Consider the following 16,419-nt stretch of genomic DNA (forward strand, 5'->3'; position numbering starts at 1 on the left):
TCGGGAGTGTCATTCTACCGGCGCATTGCAGATAATCTTCGTCGAAGGATATGCGGCGGCGAGCTTATCTGTGAATGTATCAACTAATTCATCATACCCCCATAACACAACTACATAATCCTCTGTCACGGCTATCACATACTTGTCCGGAAATCCGTCGAGCCAGTGACGCTGTACAATGTTGGCCTTGACAGCATCTGTTACGGTTGATGAATCAGCAGGATTCTTGAGGTGGAAAACACCGCAGGTAAATGCGTTGGCAAGCATCATATGTGACAGGGATGCAGCATTGTCAATCTTGTCAGCACAGTCCGCAGGAAAACCGAGAGCACGGTCAAGTCCATCAATGTCACTGACTGAATATACGCCGGGTGCATCTTCAGTGGCATTATTATGTGATACATCGCCTCCTGCAGCATAGAATCGTTCATCTTCATTGTAACTGTTCCATACAGTATTAAGAAGTTCAAGCGAACTGCCGATTGCATGCTGCGATGCCTGTGTGCTTCCTGCTGCGGTATTATTGCCGTTGTTGCCGGTGGTGCAGCCTACAAATGACGAGATGACTGCGGTGCCTGCAAGTATAAAAATCCAATGTCTGAAACCTTTATTCATAAAAACCTCCATTCTTGCGCTGCTTTCAAGCGCATCTTAAGTTTGTGCGTAAGCACAAACCTTGCGTGTGAAAAATGTATTTTTCACACTAACCTCCATAAAAATAAAACACCGATAATATAAATCTGCAGATTCTAATATATAGATTTTTTAATATTATAACATGGAAAGTTGTATTTTGAAAGGATAAAAGTGCAGCCGGTGCAGTGGAATTCCGGTAGTGAATTTTCATAGATTTTACACAATTAATATATTTATGTGATAGCAGCAGTTACGTTTGTAATGTACGATGAGAGCAGTTCATTGAAAGGAAACAGCTGTATGAAAAAACGGATGTGATTGATACTAATGTCTTTATTCAGGCATCATATGCGGTAAAAAGGCTGTAATAAAGCCGTAAGAAGGCTGGAGGGAATATATTTGAAATACAGTGAAATTATTAAAAATGAGGAAGTCCTTGCATATATACGCAAGGGCAATGAAAAGCTTGGCATGCTTGGTTATACCGACCCTTCCGAGGTCCATACCGCAATAGTGGCAAAGCATGCTGCAATGATACTTAAGCAGTTCGGGTATCCTGAACATGATATAGAGCTTGCCAAGATTGCCGGATTTATGCATGACATAGGTAATGCAGTCAACAGAAGCCATCATGCAGAGTATGGTGCAATTCTTGCCGTACAGATATTGGAAAAGGCGGGTATGAGCCTTGAGGACCGTGTTGAGGTAATGTCTGTAATAGGTAACCATGATGAGTCAACGGGTGGCGCTTATGATGCAATATCTGCGGCACTTATTATAGCTGATAAGACGGATGTGCGCCGCAACCGCGTGCGCAATACAGACCTTGCCAGCTTTGACATACACGACAGGGTCAATTATGCCGTTACGGAGGCAAAACTTAAGCTTAATACCGAAAAGTCAGTTATATCGCTTAACCTTAAGATAGACGAGAACATATGCACAATGTATGAATATTTTGACATATTTTTAGGGAGGATGATGATGTGCCGCAAAGCAGCGGAGATACTTGGAGCACGTTTTAAGCTTACAGCTAACGGAAGTAAGGTTTTATAAATATACAGCGGACAGATATATTAAGAGACAGACACATAAGGAGAATAGTGTGAAAAACAGATTAATATCTGTAACAGATTAATATCTGTTTTTCACACAGCTATTTGTGGTGCCTGCGGAATGGAGAATATTATGCCATCTACATATGCTCACTACAGAATGGGAAAAGAATTGATTAAAGCACTGTCTGAGAGCCGGCAGACGATAATACGCAATAATATTGAGCTTTATCTTATAGGACTTCACGGGCCGGATATCCTTTTCTATTATAAGCCGCTTAAGCGTAACCATGTAAACAGCGTGGGGTATGGCATGCATGAAAGAAGCGGACGGGAGTTCTTTGAAAATGCTGCAAAAGTAATTAAAGCACATCACGGTGATGACGCATACAAGGCATATGTATATGGCGTGATATGCCACTTCTCACTTGATGTAATGTGCCACGGATACATAGATGAAAAGATACAGGCAAGCGGAGTAAGCCATGCAGAGATAGAAGTTGAATTTGACAGAATGCTTATGCTGCTTGACCATCTTGACCCGGTCAGACATGTACTTACCGGACATATAGTGCCATCAGATTATAATTCATCAGTGATACACTGCTTTTATAATGGCATAGAGCGCAGGGAAGTGAAGAAGGCGCTTGGAGGAATGATTTACAATAACAGTCTGCTTCTTGCTCCGTCAAGAATCAAAAGGGCGTTAATATACCTGCTATTGCTTGTCTCAGGTAATTATAAGGAAATGCATGGCCTTATTGTCAATTACAGGAAAAATTCTAAATGTGAAGACAGCAACAGGCAATTAATGCAGCTGTATAAAAAGGCAGGGAAGAAAGCAGTCATGCTGATTGAAGAGTATGATGGATACCTTGACGGAACACATCCGCTTAATCCGATATATAACTATACATTTGGTTCTAAACCGGGCGAAGCTTGTACAGATGCCCCGGCTGGGAAGAAAGAAGGTTACAAAGATGCGGTTTAGACTTACAAAAAATGAACGTAACTGGGTACTGTATGATGTTGGCAATTCAGCTTTTGTACTATTAGTATCAACTATAATGCCGATATATTTTAATTACCTGGCCGGCAATGCGGGGCTTTCATCAGCAGACTATATGGCCTATTGGGGATATGCGGCTTCAATTGTTACAATTATTGTTGCAGTTCTGGGTCCTGTTATGGGCACACTTGCAGATACAAAGGACTTCAAGAAGCAGGTATTTACAATATCAATGCTTGCCGGTGCAGCAGGCTGCATATGCCTTGGGCTGGCAAGACAATGGGTGATGTTTATTATTATTTACATTATTGCAAAGACGGGTTTCTCATGCAGCCTTATATTTTATGACTCAATGCTTACTGATATAACTGTTGATGAAAGAATGGACAATGTGTCATCACATGGATTTGCATGGGGGTATATAGGAAGCTGCATTCCGTTTGCAGCGTGTCTTGTACTTGTGCTTGGCGCAGGAAGAATAGGCATATCAATGGAAACTGCAATGACGGTTACATTTGCAGTAACAGCTGTATGGTGGATTGCAATGACAATTCCGCTGCTTAAGACCTATAGGCAGAAATATTATGCTGAGAAAAAGAAGAATGCGGTAAAAGACAGTTTTGCAAGACTTGGGAATACATTTAAAAATGTAAAACAGAATAAAAAAGTATTCGTGTTTCTGCTTGCATTTTTCTTCTATATTGATGGCGTGTATACAATAATAGATATGGCTACAGCATACGGACAGGCGCTGGGGCTTGACAGCACCGGACTTCTGATGGCACTGCTTGTCACACAGATAGTAGCATTTCCATGCTCTATCGCATTTGGCAGATTGTCTCAGAAGATAAAATCAGAGAGGCTTATAATTGTATGCATTACTGCATATTTTGGCATTGCTGTATTCGCAATGTTTTTACATACACAGGCTCAATTCTGGATACTTGCGATAGTTGTTGGAATGTTTCAGGGAGGGATACAGGCACTTTCACGTTCTTACTTCACCAAAATAATTCCTGCAGGACAGTCAGGGGAATATTTTGGGCTGATGGATATATGCGGCAAAGGCGCATCATTCATGGGAACAACCATTGTAAGTGTTGTATCGCAGATGACGGGCAATGTAAGTAAGGGCGTTGGAATGATAGCTGTATTGTTTGTTGCAGGCATGGTATTTTTCATATACTCATTAAGAGTTGAACCTGAGAAAAAGGAGCAGCGGGAAGAACTTATAAAAAGTAAGCTGGCTGTTACGGAAGAATATTAAAATCATATTGATATGAATAAAATCATATAATGCGTGACACACTTTTCAAGTACGGATATTAAGATATATATCATGCTGTATGGCAGTGATATGTTGTAATATGCCGAATCTTGACAAGTGTGTTATTTTATTATAAAAGTAATATAGCAATGCGGGTGATTAAAATGTCAGATCCGGCATCATATAACAATATTCTGATTCCCGGATATAAGTTTTCCGGATATATGAGGAGCACTATGAGGTACGATATAGCAGTAATAGGAACAGGACCGGCAGGAGTGTCAGCCGCAATTACGGCAAAAGTCCGTAATAAGAATATTATTCTGATAGGGCCGGAGTCGATGAGCCGGAAGATCAGGAAAGCCCGGACAATCAGGAATTATCCGGGGCTGCCTGATATAAGCGGTGACGCTCTTGCTGATGCGTATAATAAGCAGCTTGCGTCGCTTGGAATAGAGATTACAGATACAAAAGTGAATATGGTATATTCAATGGGAAACTATTTTTCATTACAGACGTCAGGCGGCATTCTCGAGGCATCAGTGGTCATACTGGCAACCGGGGTTATACCCGGAGCTTCTCTGCCCGGGGAGAATGACTATTTGGGGAGAGGCGTAAGCTATTGTGCTACATGTGATGCTTTATTTTATAAGGGAAAGACAGTGGCTGTTATAGGATATTCACAAAAAGCAGAGGAAGAAGCTGAATTCCTTGCAGAGACATCAGAAAAGGTGTATTATTTCCCTGTGACCGGAGCGGAATATAAGAATTGTGGAATAGGTGGGGATGACGTACAAGGCGCTGCCGCGCCAGAGAAATATCATAACATAGAGGTCATATATGATATTCCTCAAAAGATTACAGGAGAACTGAAAGCAGACACACTTGTATGCTCCGGCAGAAGTTATCAGGCTGATGGCATATTTGTTCTCAGGGATAATATAGCTGCGGACAGGCTTGTTCCGGGACTTAATATGGTGAACGGACACGTTGAGACAGACATGTCAATGTGTACGAACATTAAGGGGTGCTTTGCGTGTGGAGATATAACAGGCACGCCATATCAGTATATAAAGGCAGCAGGACAGGGGAACGTGGCTGCATTGTCTGCAGTGGACTATCTTAAGACATTATTATAAGAATGGAGATAGTGTGAAAAATCAGCCTGATAGCTGATTTTTCACACAGCTGTTTGTGCCGCAGGCGCCACAAACAGCATCTATCGCAGAGCCAAATCTGACATTTGGCCCGCGATTCCTCCGGCACTTTGTGCCTGCGGAATGGAGATTAGTATGGTTAAGAAGATTAAAAATAATGATTTGAGCGAAGTTAAGGCAAGTGGATGCGCACTTGTTGATTTTTCGGCAGCATGGTGTGGACCATGTAATATGCTGGCACCTGTACTTGAGGAGCTTTCGGATGAGATGGATGGCGTGGCATTTTTCAATGCAGACGCAGAAGCCAATATGGAGCTGTCATCAAAGTATGGAGTTACGAGCATCCCTGCACTTTTTATATTCAGGGACGGACGTCCGGTAGCACAGACGGTAGGTTTCCAGCCTAAGGAAGTAATTAAGGGCTGGATAGAGAGTAACAGGAATTAATATACATCTGAATAAAACATATAAAAGAGGTTTCAAATGCGTTCAAAAAAAATAGATATGACCAAGGGACCGATTTTAAAACTTGTTTTTCTATTTGCACTGCCGATATGTGTGGGAAATGTGCTGCAGATGCTTTATAATACCGTAGATTCGATTATTATAGGCAACTTCTGTGGCGCAGCTTCACTGGCGGCTGTTGGAACAAGCGCGCAGCCTGTTGAGATGATTCTGTGTATATTTCTGGGACTTGGAACAGGAATATCGATACTCATCTCGCAGTATGCAGGCGCAAAAGATCAGGAGAACCTTAAGAAAACAGTGAATACGGCATCTGCATTTGTATATATGTGTGCGATACCGCTGACTGTTCTGGGATTTTTTATCGGTCCGCTTATTCTGCGTTTTATGGGTGTGCCGGAAGATACATGGAGTCTGGCAGTTACATATATAGATATAATGTTCCTTGGCACACTGGGCAATATCGGATATAACATAAATGCAGGAATACTGCGTGGGCTTGGTGACAGCAGTTCATCCCTTATATTTCTTGTAATATCATGTGTTGTTAATATTGTGCTTGATATGATATTTGTTGCCGGGCTGCATCTTGATGTTGGCGGAGCCGCTGCGGCTACATCTATTGCCATGTTCTGTTCATGGTTCTTCAGTGTATGGTATATAAAAAAGAAGTATCCTGAACTGGAATTCAGGCTGAGACCCGGGCGCATAGACAAGTCAGTCATGAAGGATATAGTGTCTGTCGGTCTTCCGCTTGGACTTAACAATTCTATATATTCAATCGGACATATCCTTATGCAGGGACTGATAAATGCACAGGGGTCAGTATTCATGGCAGGCTGTGTTGTCGGTAATAAGGTTAACGGAATTGCCAATGTTGCCATTACGTCAATGTCAAGTGCCGGAACAACATTTGCAGGGCAGAATCTGGGAGCGGATGAATACGCGAGACTCCGTAAGGGAGGAAAACTCATACCATTCGTGTCAGGTGCAATAACATGTGTGTCCGGGCTTATCGTAACATTTTTATTAAGTCCGTATATAGTAAGGATATTTACAAGTGACCGTGCGGTAATGGATGTCGGCATACTGTATATACACTGTATACTGCCTTTTTCGTGGATGTATGCAATATTCAACGGAATAATCTGTTATGCCAACGGACTGGGAGAAGTCAGATATCCGACTATAATTAATATACTTGTTTTGTGGGCTGTAAGAATACCATGCGGATATTTTATATCGTATTTTATAGATGGAAGATATGTTAATGCATGTGTTGCAGTAAGTTTTGCATTCGGAATGATATGCATGATGGCGTTTTATGGCACAAAGAGATGGAAAGAAATATGCAGGCTTGCCGGGCAGATGCAATGAAAAAGCATCTGCCTTTTTTGTGCGTTCTAGCGGGTGAAAGTGCCGCATACTTGATTGTGTTTTAAAATAATTTGCAAAAATGCTTGACGCAACATGATATTAGTGTTATAAAACATATAGAACAATGATAACATAGTTTGGAGGTGAACATGGCTATGAAGCGTGATTACTACGAAGTACTCGGAGTAGACCGCAGCGCAGATGAAGCGGCTATTAAGAGAGCATATAGAAAGCTTGCCAAGAAGTATCATCCTGATACGAATGCGGGTAATGCGCAGGCAGAGGAAAAATTCAAGGAAGTAACCGAAGCCTATGATGTTCTTGGAGATGAGAAGAAGAGAAAGCTGTATGACAAATATGGTCATGTCGCTTTTGAAAATGGATTCTCAGAAGAAGATTACGAGCGCAGAAAGTCAGGCATGGGCGGTAATCCTTTCGGATATGGCAATGGCGGAATGCACAGGGAGTACCACTTTAACGGTAATGCCGGTGATATGGATGATATATTCGGTGATATATTCGGAGGAATGTTCGGAGGCGGATTCAACGGGCAGGAACATTCAGGATATGCGGGAAGGGGATTCTCTTCAGGTGGTTATTCAATGAAGGGCGAGGATGCACATGCTGATATAACGGTAAGCTTTGATGAGGCGGCTTTTGGATGTGACAAGACGATAACCCTTCAGGGTGGCAGCGGAAGTCCGCAGACACTTAAGGTTCATATACCGGCAGGAATTGATACCGGCAAGAGTATAAGGCTTAAGGGTAAAGGCAATCCCGGATTCGGCGGTGGAGCTGCAGGAGACCTTTATCTTAACGTCACTGTGCTCAACAAGCCGGGCTATGAGAGGAAAGGAATGGATGTCTATACAACGGTAGATGTTCCGTTTACAACGGCGGCTCTCGGAGGAGAAGCAAGAGTTCACACACTGTATGGGGACGTTGAGTGTAAGATCCGCGAAGGAACACAGTCAGGAAGTAAGATAAGGCTTAAGGGTAAGGGAATTGTATCAATGAAAGACAAATCAGTTCACGGAGACCAGTACGTCACAGTACAGATACAGGTTCCTAAGAGTCTTAATCCGAAGGCAAGACAGATACTTAAGGAATTCCAGCAGGCATGCTGATGGCGCAGAAAAGCCGGTGCAGAGATTTATCACAGGATAATATCTGTACCGGCTTTTTGTTTTGCCTGATGTGTTATGTTTTTATTTTACATCCCTGAAATCTGCGTCAACATATCCGTCTATTGATCCGTCAGGATTACGTTTGACTGTCTTGTCAGCCCTGCGTCCTCTGATATATGTGATAAAATCGCTTATGCCGCTGTAAATAAGGCATGCACCGACTATTCTTAATGTAACGTCAACGGTGCCGAAAGGATTACTGAATATTATGAAGCCGAGCAGTACACTTATAAGTGCAAGGACAAGAGAGAATATCCAGCGGCTGCTGCCGGGATATATCTGCTTAAGCTCGATTGCAGGCCCGATTGCTATAAGACCATGGACAAAAAGTATAAGTCCGAAGAAAAAAGGTATTGATGCCATTACTATTCCGGGATTCAGGAATATAAACACACCAAAAAGTGTCTCAAATAATCCGAGAAGAAAATCACCCTGATACCACACAAACATGCTGAGAGTTGAAAAATATCTCACAAGGGATATTACTCCGAGCACAACAAGTACTGCGCCGAGAATGTATCCGACGAACTGCGATGCTGCTGTCGGGAATATTGCCAGAAGCAGCCCCAGAAGCGTGAAGGCAATTCCTGATATCAGGGAGTTAGTCTTAAAATTCTTTATTATTATCTTCATAAGGAACACCCCTTTCAGTGTTTACTTTTATTATGCCATTATTATAATATCTCTTAATTAAAGCTACAATATTTATTGTATTTTATTTATGCTCTTTTAATATTTTTAATGAGAATTAGATGATAAATATATGAAAAGTATGATATACTATGACTATGCGTTTTAAGAATGGAGATTAATATGGCAAGACAATCAAGCTGTGACAGCTGTAATAATTTCGTATATGATGAAGAAAGCGAATGCTATACATGTGAAGTGGAACTGGATGAGGATGAGATGGTACGCTTTCTGCAGGATTCATATTATGACTGCCCATACTATGTACTGGGGGATGAATACGCTGTTGTAAGACATCAGATGTAGTTGATAATAATATGCGTAAGATACGCGGAAATGAGGATTTGTATGCTTGAGTTACAGAATATAAAATGGCATCCTGAAGGAGGACCTCAGGTGCTTAACGGAATAGACATAACGATACCGGATAACAAACTTGTTGTCATAACAGGACCTAACGGAAGCGGCAAGACGACAACCGCTAAGATAATTGCGGGCATAGAGAAGCCTGATGATGGCAGGATTATACTTGACGGAGAAGATATCACAGATAAGGATGTGACGGAGAGGGCTAAGCTTGGAATAAGCTTTGCATTCCAGCAGCCTGTAAGATTCAAAGGTCTTTCGGTAAGGGATATTCTTACATTGGCATATGACCACAAGCCGGACGAGAAGGAGCTTGGGACAGTTCTTCAGAAAGTCGGTCTGTGTGCTGCTGATTATCTGGACAGAGAACTTAATTCCAACCTGTCAGGCGGCGAGATGAAGCGTATAGAGATAGCTACAGTGCTTGCCAGACATACTAAGGTTACTGTGTTTGACGAACCTGAGGCAGGAATCGACCTTTGGAGCTTTTCGAGTCTGATAGATGTATTTACAGATATGAAGAAATCACTTAACGGAACGCTTGTAATCATTTCACATCAGGAGAGAATACTTTCGATTGCGGATGAGATAATAGTAGTTGATGGCGGACGTGTGGCAAGACAGGGAAGCTCAGAGCAGATAATGGCAGACCTGCTCACAAGAAGGCCGGGCTGTGAGAATTGCGATGCGACTGAGTGTGTGCGGTAGTGGGCAGTGATGCAATAATACATTTGACTGAAAGGTATGGATTACAGATGGAACAGGCAACAAAAGATTTACTTAATATAGTATCAGATTGGGATGGTAAAGATGATGGCAGGACTGCCTTTAATATACGTGAGAACTGCGCAAGTGCGGGACGCGCGTCTACAGAACATATAAAGATTGAATCTAAAGAGGATGCGCCGGGGCTTAACATAAGAGTCCTTCCTGGAACTGCCGGCGAGAAAGTATATATTCCGGCATGCATAACGAAGGCGGGCGTGGATGATCTTGTATACAACGATTTCTATATTGCTGAGGGAGCAGATGTAACAATAGTTGCAGGCTGCGGAATCCATACAGAGACAGGGGAACCGGCAAGGCATAACGGAATACACAGGTTTTTCCTTGAGAAGAATTCACATGTACTCTATCTTGAGAAACATGTCGGAACAGGTTTTATAAAGGCTAAGAGAAGCATAGACCCGGTGACGGAGGCATGGCTTGCAGACGGGGCATTGCTTGAGATGGAGACATCACAGCTTGGCGGTGTACAGACGGCTCTGCGCAATACAAAGGCTACACTCGAAGGAGCATCAAGTCTTGTAATAAGAGAGCATCTCCTTACGGATTCAGATGAGACACTTACAACTAATTTTGACGTAGTGCTTAATGGTGACGGCTCAAGTGTTAATCTTGTATCACGTTCTGTTGCCAGAGGTGAGTCATATCAGGAATATCACTCTAATATCGTTGGTAATGCAAAGTGCTCGGGACATTCCGAATGTGATGCCATAATAACAGACCATGGTAAGGTAACTGCACAGCCTGCACTTACGGCGGCTAATGAGGATGCCGCACTTATACATGAAGCAGCGATTGGCAAGATTGCGGGAGAGCAGATTCTTAAGCTGCGTACACTCGGACTTACAGAGTCGGAGGCTGAGGCAGCAATTATCAACGGATTCCTCAAATAGCATTTAATAGGAATTGAATATTAATATGAATACGTTTGAAAAGATATATGAAGTAGTAAAACAGATTCCACGTGGGTATGTTGCCACATACGGGCAGATAGCTGAGCTCGCCGGCAACAGACACTGGTCGAGGGTTGTGGGGTATGCACTTCACTCCAACCCTCAGCCGGGTGTAATTCCATGCCACAGAGTCGTTACAAAAGACGGTGATGTGTCCAGGGCATTTGCGTTCGGAGGACAAAGCCGCCAGATTGAGCTCCTTAAGGATGAAGGAGTGGAATTTGTTGACGGGCATGTTGATATGGAAAAATATCAATGGACAAAGCGTATATTCTAAGCCTTTGAATTAAACAGTGAATCCATGAGTGACTGTGTTGAATCACTTATTGTAGCAGCACTTGAATAATTCTGGCTGTAAGCTGTGCCGCTCATTGAGGAAGTAGCAGTTGTAACCTTGGTAATACTTGCAAGATCTGTGCTGATTCTTGAGGCATAGCTGTCATTACCTGAGAAAGCTGCTTTGATGGAATCAAGGCTTGAAGACTTGAGTTTGTCCGTATCAACTACAAGCTGTCCGTTTTCAGAACGGGTTATTCCGATTGCGGCTAACTTGCCTTCATTATCTACAAAAGCCTTGCCGAGCTCTACAAGGTACGCCACATTAATCCTGCCTCCCTGGCTGCTCATATTCTTAACCATAGCATTGTAGCTGCTAACAAACTTCTGCACATCTGCAACGGCATCTTCACTTGTGTCATTAAGAAGACTATCAAGTGACGAAGACGCTGAGTCAGCGGCGTTAAGAATAGCCTTGGCAGTATCACTGCTACTGCTGCTTATTCCCGACAGCTTCTGCTTAAGGATTGCAGTACGGTAATTGCTGTTGGCTGTAAGAACAGATTCTATTGAATTGTCATTATCACTATCCATATAATCAAGGATAGATGACAGACCCAATGTTGAACTTATCTGCATAATAAATATAAACCTCCGTTTGCATATAATAAAATACGTTGCCGGTGCGGCAATACGGTTATAGCAATACTTTTACGCATCCATGCTGAGCTGCTGCCCGGATGCTTCACCGGAATCATAATATATATCGGCATTCGGCAGATAAAATTAACACATTTTCAAAATTTACATATATATGATAGAAAATTTACACAACGGGTGTTAAAATATAATAAGACGTTAGTACAAGTACATTCGCTTTTCAATCACGGTATCTGTGCCGGTACACAGAACCGGGATGCCCTGAGAGGCGGCAGGAATGGAGATTACAATGATTAACATATATAGAACCGATGACCAGATACTTCATGAGGTGCATGAGATACACGAAGGCGTCTGGGTAAGCCTGTCAGCACCAACAGTAGCAGAGACACAGAAGATGGCGGATGAACTTGACATAGATATTGATGACATCAGGGCATCACTCGATGAGGAAGAGAGTTCGCGTATCGAGCTGAAAGACGGATATACACTTATCCTTGTCGATGTCCCTATAACAGAGATAAGGCACGACAGAGAGGTGTATACTACTCTGCCCCTTGCAATAATTCTTACACAGGACATAATAATGACTGTTTCAAAGGAAGAACATAATGCCGTCATAGCTGCATTTATAGATGGCAAGATAAGGGATTTCAGTACGAAGAAGAAGCTTCGTTTTGTATATCAGATACTGTTCAGGACAGCCATGCTGTATCAGGCGGAATTGAGAATCATGGATAAGAAGAGAATAGAGATTGAGGAGCATGTTGGAGATAAGACAGAAGATTCTGACCTTATAGCACTGCACGAACTTGAATCTACGCTTGTATATTTTGCAACATCACTTCGCGCCAACCGTGTTGTACTTGAGAGACTTTCACATTATAAGAGGCTTCAGCAGTATCCTGACGATATTGAGCTTCTTGAGGATGTAGTAGTCGAGACGCAGCAGGCTATCGAGATGGCAAGCATCTACAAGGATATTATTAACGGAACAAGAGAACTGCTGTCATCAGTGCTTAACAGCCGTCTGAACAATGTGATGAAGTACCTTACATCAATTACACTTGTAATGGCTTTCCCTACGGTAATATCGGGACTGTATGGAATGAATGTTGCCGGAATGCCGTTTGCCAATGATATTAACGGATTTATGATAATATGTGTAATGATAATTGTTATCTGTATTGTTGTGGCATTCTGGTTAAAACGCAATAAGATGCTGTGATTGGGAATGGGATTAGAATAATCAGGAATAATCAATAGAAATATAAGCCGGAAAATACCATTTAAACATTGTGTGATTAATGGTATGCTTCCGGCTTCTGTTTTATTATATCAGATGGCAGTTAAACTGTCTCATACTTGCGGATACATCCGAGTCCGAGAGCGTAAGGCCCTGTGTGGCATACTGTTACGGCTCCGATTTGTGAACCGATATCCTCGCAGAAAGTAACACCAAGTGCATCACCAATCTCCTTTTTGAACTGTGCGGCTTCTTCAAGGTCATATCCCCAGCCTATGATAAAGTTATAATCCTTAACATTGTGTCCCGGCTCGTTAAAATACTTCCTGGCAGCTTCGATAACTGATGTAAGTGACTTGGCGCGTGTACGACTTACTCCGCCAAGACCGATCTCGTTGTCCTTCATGATTATTGTAGGCTTAATCTTAATCCTGCTTGATATAAGAAGTGCAAGCTTACCGATACGGCCGTTCTTAATCAGATAATCAAGAGAACCGATTGTAAAGAAAATTCTCGTAGATTCCTTGAGCTTTTCGAGGTTCTCAACAGTCTTCTCATATGTAAGTCCGGCTTCTTTCATTCTTACGGCTTCGTTGACAAAAAGTCCCTGTGTTACAGTGTTGGTTGTTGAATTCATAACTGTAATAACAGCATCGGGATGCTCCTCAAGAACAAGGTCACGTGCAGTCTGGGCTGAATTATATGAACCGCTGAGTGAAGTAGAGATTGTAATACATATAACAGGTAAGCCCTTCTCAACATAAGGCATCATATGGTCTACGTAATCCTGTACAGAAGGGAGAGATGACTTGGGGAATATATTCTCCTCAACCATTCTTTTGTAAAGGTCTCTTGAATAGAGTTCCTCGCCATCCCTCAGGTAATTCTGTCCGTCTGTTGTAATGTATAAAGGAATAACGTCAACATCATGCTTTACAACATATTCCTTATCAAGATCACATGCACTGTCAGTTAAAATCTTAAACATCGTAATAATACCTTTCATAAATAAATGTGTCAATTAGTTAATACAGATATATTTGTCTCTTGATATAATAACACATAGTTTTCAAAACTACAATATAAAGTTTGTAATGCGGCGAAAAATGAGATTTATATTCCCTGATATTGATAAGGAGCTTTACGGAAAGAAATTAAATAGCAAACTTTTGTTCGATTGCATATGGAAAAATGAATCCGGATATGCTATTCTTAATGTACGGCTTAATGCGTGATTGTAGTTAATATTATGGTTAAGAGGAGCATGGACGGATGAAAGAACATATTTATATAGCAATAGACCTGAAGTCATTCTATGCTTCGGTTGAATGCAGGGAGCGGGGGCTTGACCCTCTTACAACGAATCTTGTAGTTGCAGATGCATCAAGAACGGAGAAGACAATCTGTCTTGCCGTGTCACCATCTCTTAAGGCTTACGGGATTCCGGGAAGGGCGCGCCTTTTTGAGGTTGTACAGAAGGTGCGTGAGGTTAACGCTATGAGACGCACTGCCGCAGGAGGACACAGGCTGTCGGAGAGCTCAAGTGATGCAGCGGTAATTGCGGCTGACCCGGATGTGGCTGTCGGATATATAACGGCACCTCCGAGAATGGCACTTTATATGGAATACAGCACACGCATTTATAATATTTATATGAAATACGTGGCACCTGAGGATGTTCATGTATATTCGATTGACGAGGTATTCATAGATGCATCGCCGTATCTCGGAACGTATGGGATAACTGCGCGTGAGCTTGCCTCCAAGATGATACGGGATGTGTATGAACAGACGGGAATTACGGCAACGGCAGGGATAGGTACGAATCTGTACCTGTGTAAGATCGCAATGGATATAGAAGCCAAGCATGCCAGACCGGATGAGCATGGAGTGAGGATTGCATTTCTGGATGAAAAGGCGTACAGAAAGAAGCTCTGGAATCACAGGCCTATTACGGATTTCTGGCGCGTAGGGCGCGGATATGCGAAGAAGCTTGAAGAAAAAGGCATCTGCACAATGGGAGATATCGCAAGATGTTCCGTTGGCAGGCCGGGAGATTTTTATAATGAAGAACTGCTTTACAAGATGTTTGGCGTGAATGCAGAGCTTCTCATTGACCACGCATGGGGATATGAACCGTGTACAATGGCTCAGATTAAGGCATACAGACCTGAGTCTAACAGCATAGGCTCGGGACAGGTGCTGCACTGCCCGTATGACTACACCGGAACAAGGCTTGTGGTAAGGGAGATGGCAGATCAGCTTGCACTTGACCTCGCAGGCAAAGGGCTTGTGACAGACCAGCTTGTCCTGACGATAGGATATGATATAGATAATCTCAGTAATGCTGATATCGCGCGCAATTATCATGGTGAGGTAACTGCTGACAGGTACGGAAGAAGGATTCCGAAGCCGGCGCACGGTACCGGTAATCTGCCTGTGTGTACATCCTCCTCAAGAATACTGATTGATTCTGCAACTAAGCTGTATGAGCGTATAACCAATCCCGGACTTCTTATAAGACGTATTAACATTACAGCTAACCATGTGGTGCCGCATTCGGCAGAACCGGGAATATCAGCTCATAACAATACAACAGAAAAATATGAACAGCTAAGCCTTTTTGATACGCCGGGCTTTGACGGTTATGATGAGCGTAAGAAGCAGGAAGACAAGATGCAGGATATAATTGAAAAAGATGACCGCATGCAGCAGGCGGTTCTCGACATTAAGAAAAGATATGGCAGGAATGCGATTCTTAAGGGCATGAATTACGAGGAGGGAGCAACAACGATTCAGCGTAATTCGCAGATTGGAGGTCACAGGGCATGAGTGATAATTATAGTGATAATTATGATGACATAATAGACCTTCCGCATCACGTATCCATGACACATCCGCGTATGAGCAGTGACATGCGTGCAGCCCAGTTCTCACCGTTTGCCGCCCTGACCGGGTATGAGGAATGTCTTGAGGAGGCAGTAAGGCAGACATCACATTGGATTGAGCTTGACGATAGTATTAAGGAGATAATCAACAGAGAGCTTAACCTGACTAAGGAAAGACTTTTGCAAAAAGCATCCGGTGTATCCGTTAAGCTCACGTATTTTGTGCCTGATTCACGCAAGGAGGGCGGCGAGTACAGGACGGTTGAGGGCAATGTAAAGAAGATTGACGAGTATAATGGTGTTATTGTGCTGGATGACGGGGAGGAGATTGAGATTGGGAGAGTGAGGGGGTATAGATTACAAAATTTACAGTGAGTATTAGAAAAAGACAGTGTATTACT

Annotated in this window: 18 protein-coding genes; 14 read left to right on the forward strand and 4 right to left on the reverse strand. The window is 42.6% G+C overall.

Going from position 1 to position 16,419, the window contains the following annotated elements:
• Positions 1-9: 9 nt before the first annotated feature.
• Positions 10-615, reverse strand: coding sequence for a bacteriocin transport accessory protein (locus tag NQ488_03010; GenBank protein UWN96296.1), 606 nt, complete (start codon positions 613-615; stop codon positions 10-12).
• Positions 616-1,035: 420 nt separating this feature from the next.
• Between NQ488_03010 and NQ488_03015 the strand changes: the two genes are divergently transcribed.
• The 7 genes from NQ488_03015 to NQ488_03045 all read left to right on the forward strand — a co-directional run bounded on the left by NQ488_03015 (position 1,036) and on the right by NQ488_03045 (position 8,093).
• The gene (locus NQ488_03015; GenBank protein ID UWN96297.1) at positions 1,036-1,692 is read left to right on the forward strand and encodes an HD domain-containing protein; all 657 of its coding nucleotides are present in this window, start codon (positions 1,036-1,038) and stop codon (positions 1,690-1,692) included.
• 132 nt (positions 1,693-1,824) lie between these two features.
• Positions 1,825-2,682 (forward strand): zinc dependent phospholipase C family protein, encoded by an 858-nt coding sequence (locus tag NQ488_03020; GenBank protein ID UWN96298.1) that lies wholly within the window; start codon positions 1,825-1,827, stop codon positions 2,680-2,682.
• Entirely contained in the window at positions 2,672-3,967 is a 1,296-nt protein-coding gene (locus tag NQ488_03025) for an MFS transporter (protein UWN96299.1), read from the forward strand. The genes NQ488_03020 and NQ488_03025 overlap by 11 nt, the downstream gene beginning before the upstream one ends.
• Before the next feature lie 236 nt (positions 3,968-4,203).
• Positions 4,204-5,106 (forward strand): NAD(P)/FAD-dependent oxidoreductase, encoded by a 903-nt coding sequence (locus NQ488_03030; GenBank protein UWN96300.1) that lies wholly within the window; start codon positions 4,204-4,206, stop codon positions 5,104-5,106.
• Between the two features lie 153 nt (positions 5,107-5,259).
• Positions 5,260-5,571 (forward strand): thioredoxin family protein, encoded by a 312-nt coding sequence (locus tag NQ488_03035; GenBank protein UWN96301.1) that lies wholly within the window; start codon positions 5,260-5,262, stop codon positions 5,569-5,571.
• Positions 5,572-5,607: 36 nt separating this feature from the next.
• Positions 5,608-6,966, forward strand: a complete 1,359-nt coding sequence (locus NQ488_03040; GenBank protein UWN96302.1) for an MATE family efflux transporter — start codon at positions 5,608-5,610, stop codon at positions 6,964-6,966.
• 149 nt (positions 6,967-7,115) lie between these two features.
• The gene (locus NQ488_03045) at positions 7,116-8,093 is read left to right on the forward strand and encodes a J domain-containing protein (GenBank protein ID UWN96303.1); all 978 of its coding nucleotides are present in this window, start codon (positions 7,116-7,118) and stop codon (positions 8,091-8,093) included.
• An 81-nt stretch (positions 8,094-8,174) separates the two neighbouring features.
• Here the strand turns inward: NQ488_03045 and NQ488_03050 are convergent, their stop codons facing one another.
• Positions 8,175-8,786: a DUF308 domain-containing protein gene (locus NQ488_03050; protein ID UWN96304.1), complete on the reverse strand. Its 612-nt coding sequence runs from the start codon at positions 8,784-8,786 to the stop codon at positions 8,175-8,177.
• A 180-nt stretch (positions 8,787-8,966) separates the two neighbouring features.
• On the opposite strand from NQ488_03050, the gene NQ488_03055 reads away from it, so the two are divergent.
• The 4 genes from NQ488_03055 to NQ488_03070 are packed head-to-tail and all read left to right on the forward strand — an operon-like array spanning position 8,967 to position 11,225.
• Positions 8,967-9,149, forward strand: a complete 183-nt coding sequence (locus tag NQ488_03055) for a DUF6472 family protein (protein ID UWN96305.1) — start codon at positions 8,967-8,969, stop codon at positions 9,147-9,149.
• A 42-nt stretch (positions 9,150-9,191) separates the two neighbouring features.
• Positions 9,192-9,917: an ATP-binding cassette domain-containing protein gene (locus tag NQ488_03060; GenBank protein UWN96306.1), complete on the forward strand. Its 726-nt coding sequence runs from the start codon at positions 9,192-9,194 to the stop codon at positions 9,915-9,917.
• A 47-nt stretch (positions 9,918-9,964) separates the two neighbouring features.
• Positions 9,965-10,888: a SufD family Fe-S cluster assembly protein gene (locus NQ488_03065; protein ID UWN96307.1), complete on the forward strand. Its 924-nt coding sequence runs from the start codon at positions 9,965-9,967 to the stop codon at positions 10,886-10,888.
• 25 nt (positions 10,889-10,913) lie between these two features.
• Positions 10,914-11,225: an MGMT family protein gene (locus tag NQ488_03070; protein UWN96308.1), complete on the forward strand. Its 312-nt coding sequence runs from the start codon at positions 10,914-10,916 to the stop codon at positions 11,223-11,225.
• On the opposite strand, the gene NQ488_03075 is transcribed toward NQ488_03070, so the two are convergent.
• Positions 11,222-11,863, reverse strand: a complete 642-nt coding sequence (locus NQ488_03075; GenBank protein UWN96309.1) for a hypothetical protein — start codon at positions 11,861-11,863, stop codon at positions 11,222-11,224. The two genes, NQ488_03070 and NQ488_03075, sit on opposite strands and share 4 nt — an antisense overlap.
• Before the next feature lie 310 nt (positions 11,864-12,173).
• Between NQ488_03075 and NQ488_03080 the strand changes: the two genes are divergently transcribed.
• A complete protein-coding gene (locus NQ488_03080) occupies positions 12,174-13,112 on the forward strand; it encodes a magnesium transporter CorA family protein (GenBank protein UWN96310.1) in 939 nt (312 codons plus the stop codon).
• 121 nt (positions 13,113-13,233) lie between these two features.
• On the opposite strand, the gene NQ488_03085 is transcribed toward NQ488_03080, so the two are convergent.
• Entirely contained in the window at positions 13,234-14,118 is an 885-nt protein-coding gene (locus NQ488_03085; protein ID UWN96311.1) for a DegV family protein, read from the reverse strand.
• 284 nt (positions 14,119-14,402) lie between these two features.
• Here NQ488_03085 and NQ488_03090 point away from each other — a divergent pair, with 284 nt between their 5' ends.
• Positions 14,403-15,962 (forward strand): DNA methylase, encoded by a 1,560-nt coding sequence (locus tag NQ488_03090; GenBank protein ID UWN96312.1) that lies wholly within the window; start codon positions 14,403-14,405, stop codon positions 15,960-15,962.
• The gene (locus NQ488_03095; protein ID UWN96313.1) at positions 15,959-16,393 is read left to right on the forward strand and encodes a YolD-like family protein; all 435 of its coding nucleotides are present in this window, start codon (positions 15,959-15,961) and stop codon (positions 16,391-16,393) included. Before NQ488_03090 ends, NQ488_03095 begins: the two co-directional genes overlap by 4 nt.
• Positions 16,394-16,419 lie beyond the last annotated feature (26 nt).

It is taken from the genome of [Bacteroides] pectinophilus, from assembly GCA_025146925.1.
GTDB lineage: Bacteria > Bacillota > Clostridia > Lachnospirales > Lachnospiraceae > Bacteroides_F > Bacteroides_F pectinophilus.

What these genes read in the sequence shown, in the direction of transcription:
- NQ488_03045 (UWN96303.1), top strand. Translation starts at nt 7,116, where the DNA reads ATGGCTATGAAGCGTGATTACTACGAAGTACTCGGAGTAGACCGCAGC.
- NQ488_03085 (UWN96311.1), bottom strand. Translation starts at nt 14,118, where the DNA reads ATGTTTAAGATTTTAACTGACAGTGCATGTGATCTTGATAAGGAATAT.
- NQ488_03055 (UWN96305.1), top strand. Translation starts at nt 8,967, where the DNA reads ATGGCAAGACAATCAAGCTGTGACAGCTGTAATAATTTCGTATATGAT.
- NQ488_03010 (UWN96296.1), bottom strand. Translation starts at nt 615, where the DNA reads ATGAATAAAGGTTTCAGACATTGGATTTTTATACTTGCAGGCACCGCA.
- NQ488_03080 (UWN96310.1), top strand. Translation starts at nt 12,174, where the DNA reads ATGATTAACATATATAGAACCGATGACCAGATACTTCATGAGGTGCAT.
- NQ488_03025 (UWN96299.1), top strand. Translation starts at nt 2,672, where the DNA reads ATGCGGTTTAGACTTACAAAAAATGAACGTAACTGGGTACTGTATGAT.
- NQ488_03035 (UWN96301.1), top strand. Translation starts at nt 5,260, where the DNA reads ATGGTTAAGAAGATTAAAAATAATGATTTGAGCGAAGTTAAGGCAAGT.
- NQ488_03095 (UWN96313.1), top strand. Translation starts at nt 15,959, where the DNA reads ATGAGTGATAATTATAGTGATAATTATGATGACATAATAGACCTTCCG.
- NQ488_03020 (UWN96298.1), top strand. Translation starts at nt 1,825, where the DNA reads ATGCCATCTACATATGCTCACTACAGAATGGGAAAAGAATTGATTAAA.
- NQ488_03030 (UWN96300.1), top strand. Translation starts at nt 4,204, where the DNA reads ATGAGGTACGATATAGCAGTAATAGGAACAGGACCGGCAGGAGTGTCA.
- NQ488_03060 (UWN96306.1), top strand. Translation starts at nt 9,192, where the DNA reads ATGCTTGAGTTACAGAATATAAAATGGCATCCTGAAGGAGGACCTCAG.
- NQ488_03070 (UWN96308.1), top strand. Translation starts at nt 10,914, where the DNA reads ATGAATACGTTTGAAAAGATATATGAAGTAGTAAAACAGATTCCACGT.
- NQ488_03050 (UWN96304.1), bottom strand. Translation starts at nt 8,786, where the DNA reads ATGAAGATAATAATAAAGAATTTTAAGACTAACTCCCTGATATCAGGA.
- NQ488_03090 (UWN96312.1), top strand. Translation starts at nt 14,403, where the DNA reads ATGAAAGAACATATTTATATAGCAATAGACCTGAAGTCATTCTATGCT.
- NQ488_03040 (UWN96302.1), top strand. Translation starts at nt 5,608, where the DNA reads ATGCGTTCAAAAAAAATAGATATGACCAAGGGACCGATTTTAAAACTT.
- NQ488_03065 (UWN96307.1), top strand. Translation starts at nt 9,965, where the DNA reads ATGGAACAGGCAACAAAAGATTTACTTAATATAGTATCAGATTGGGAT.
- NQ488_03075 (UWN96309.1), bottom strand. Translation starts at nt 11,863, where the DNA reads ATGCAGATAAGTTCAACATTGGGTCTGTCATCTATCCTTGATTATATG.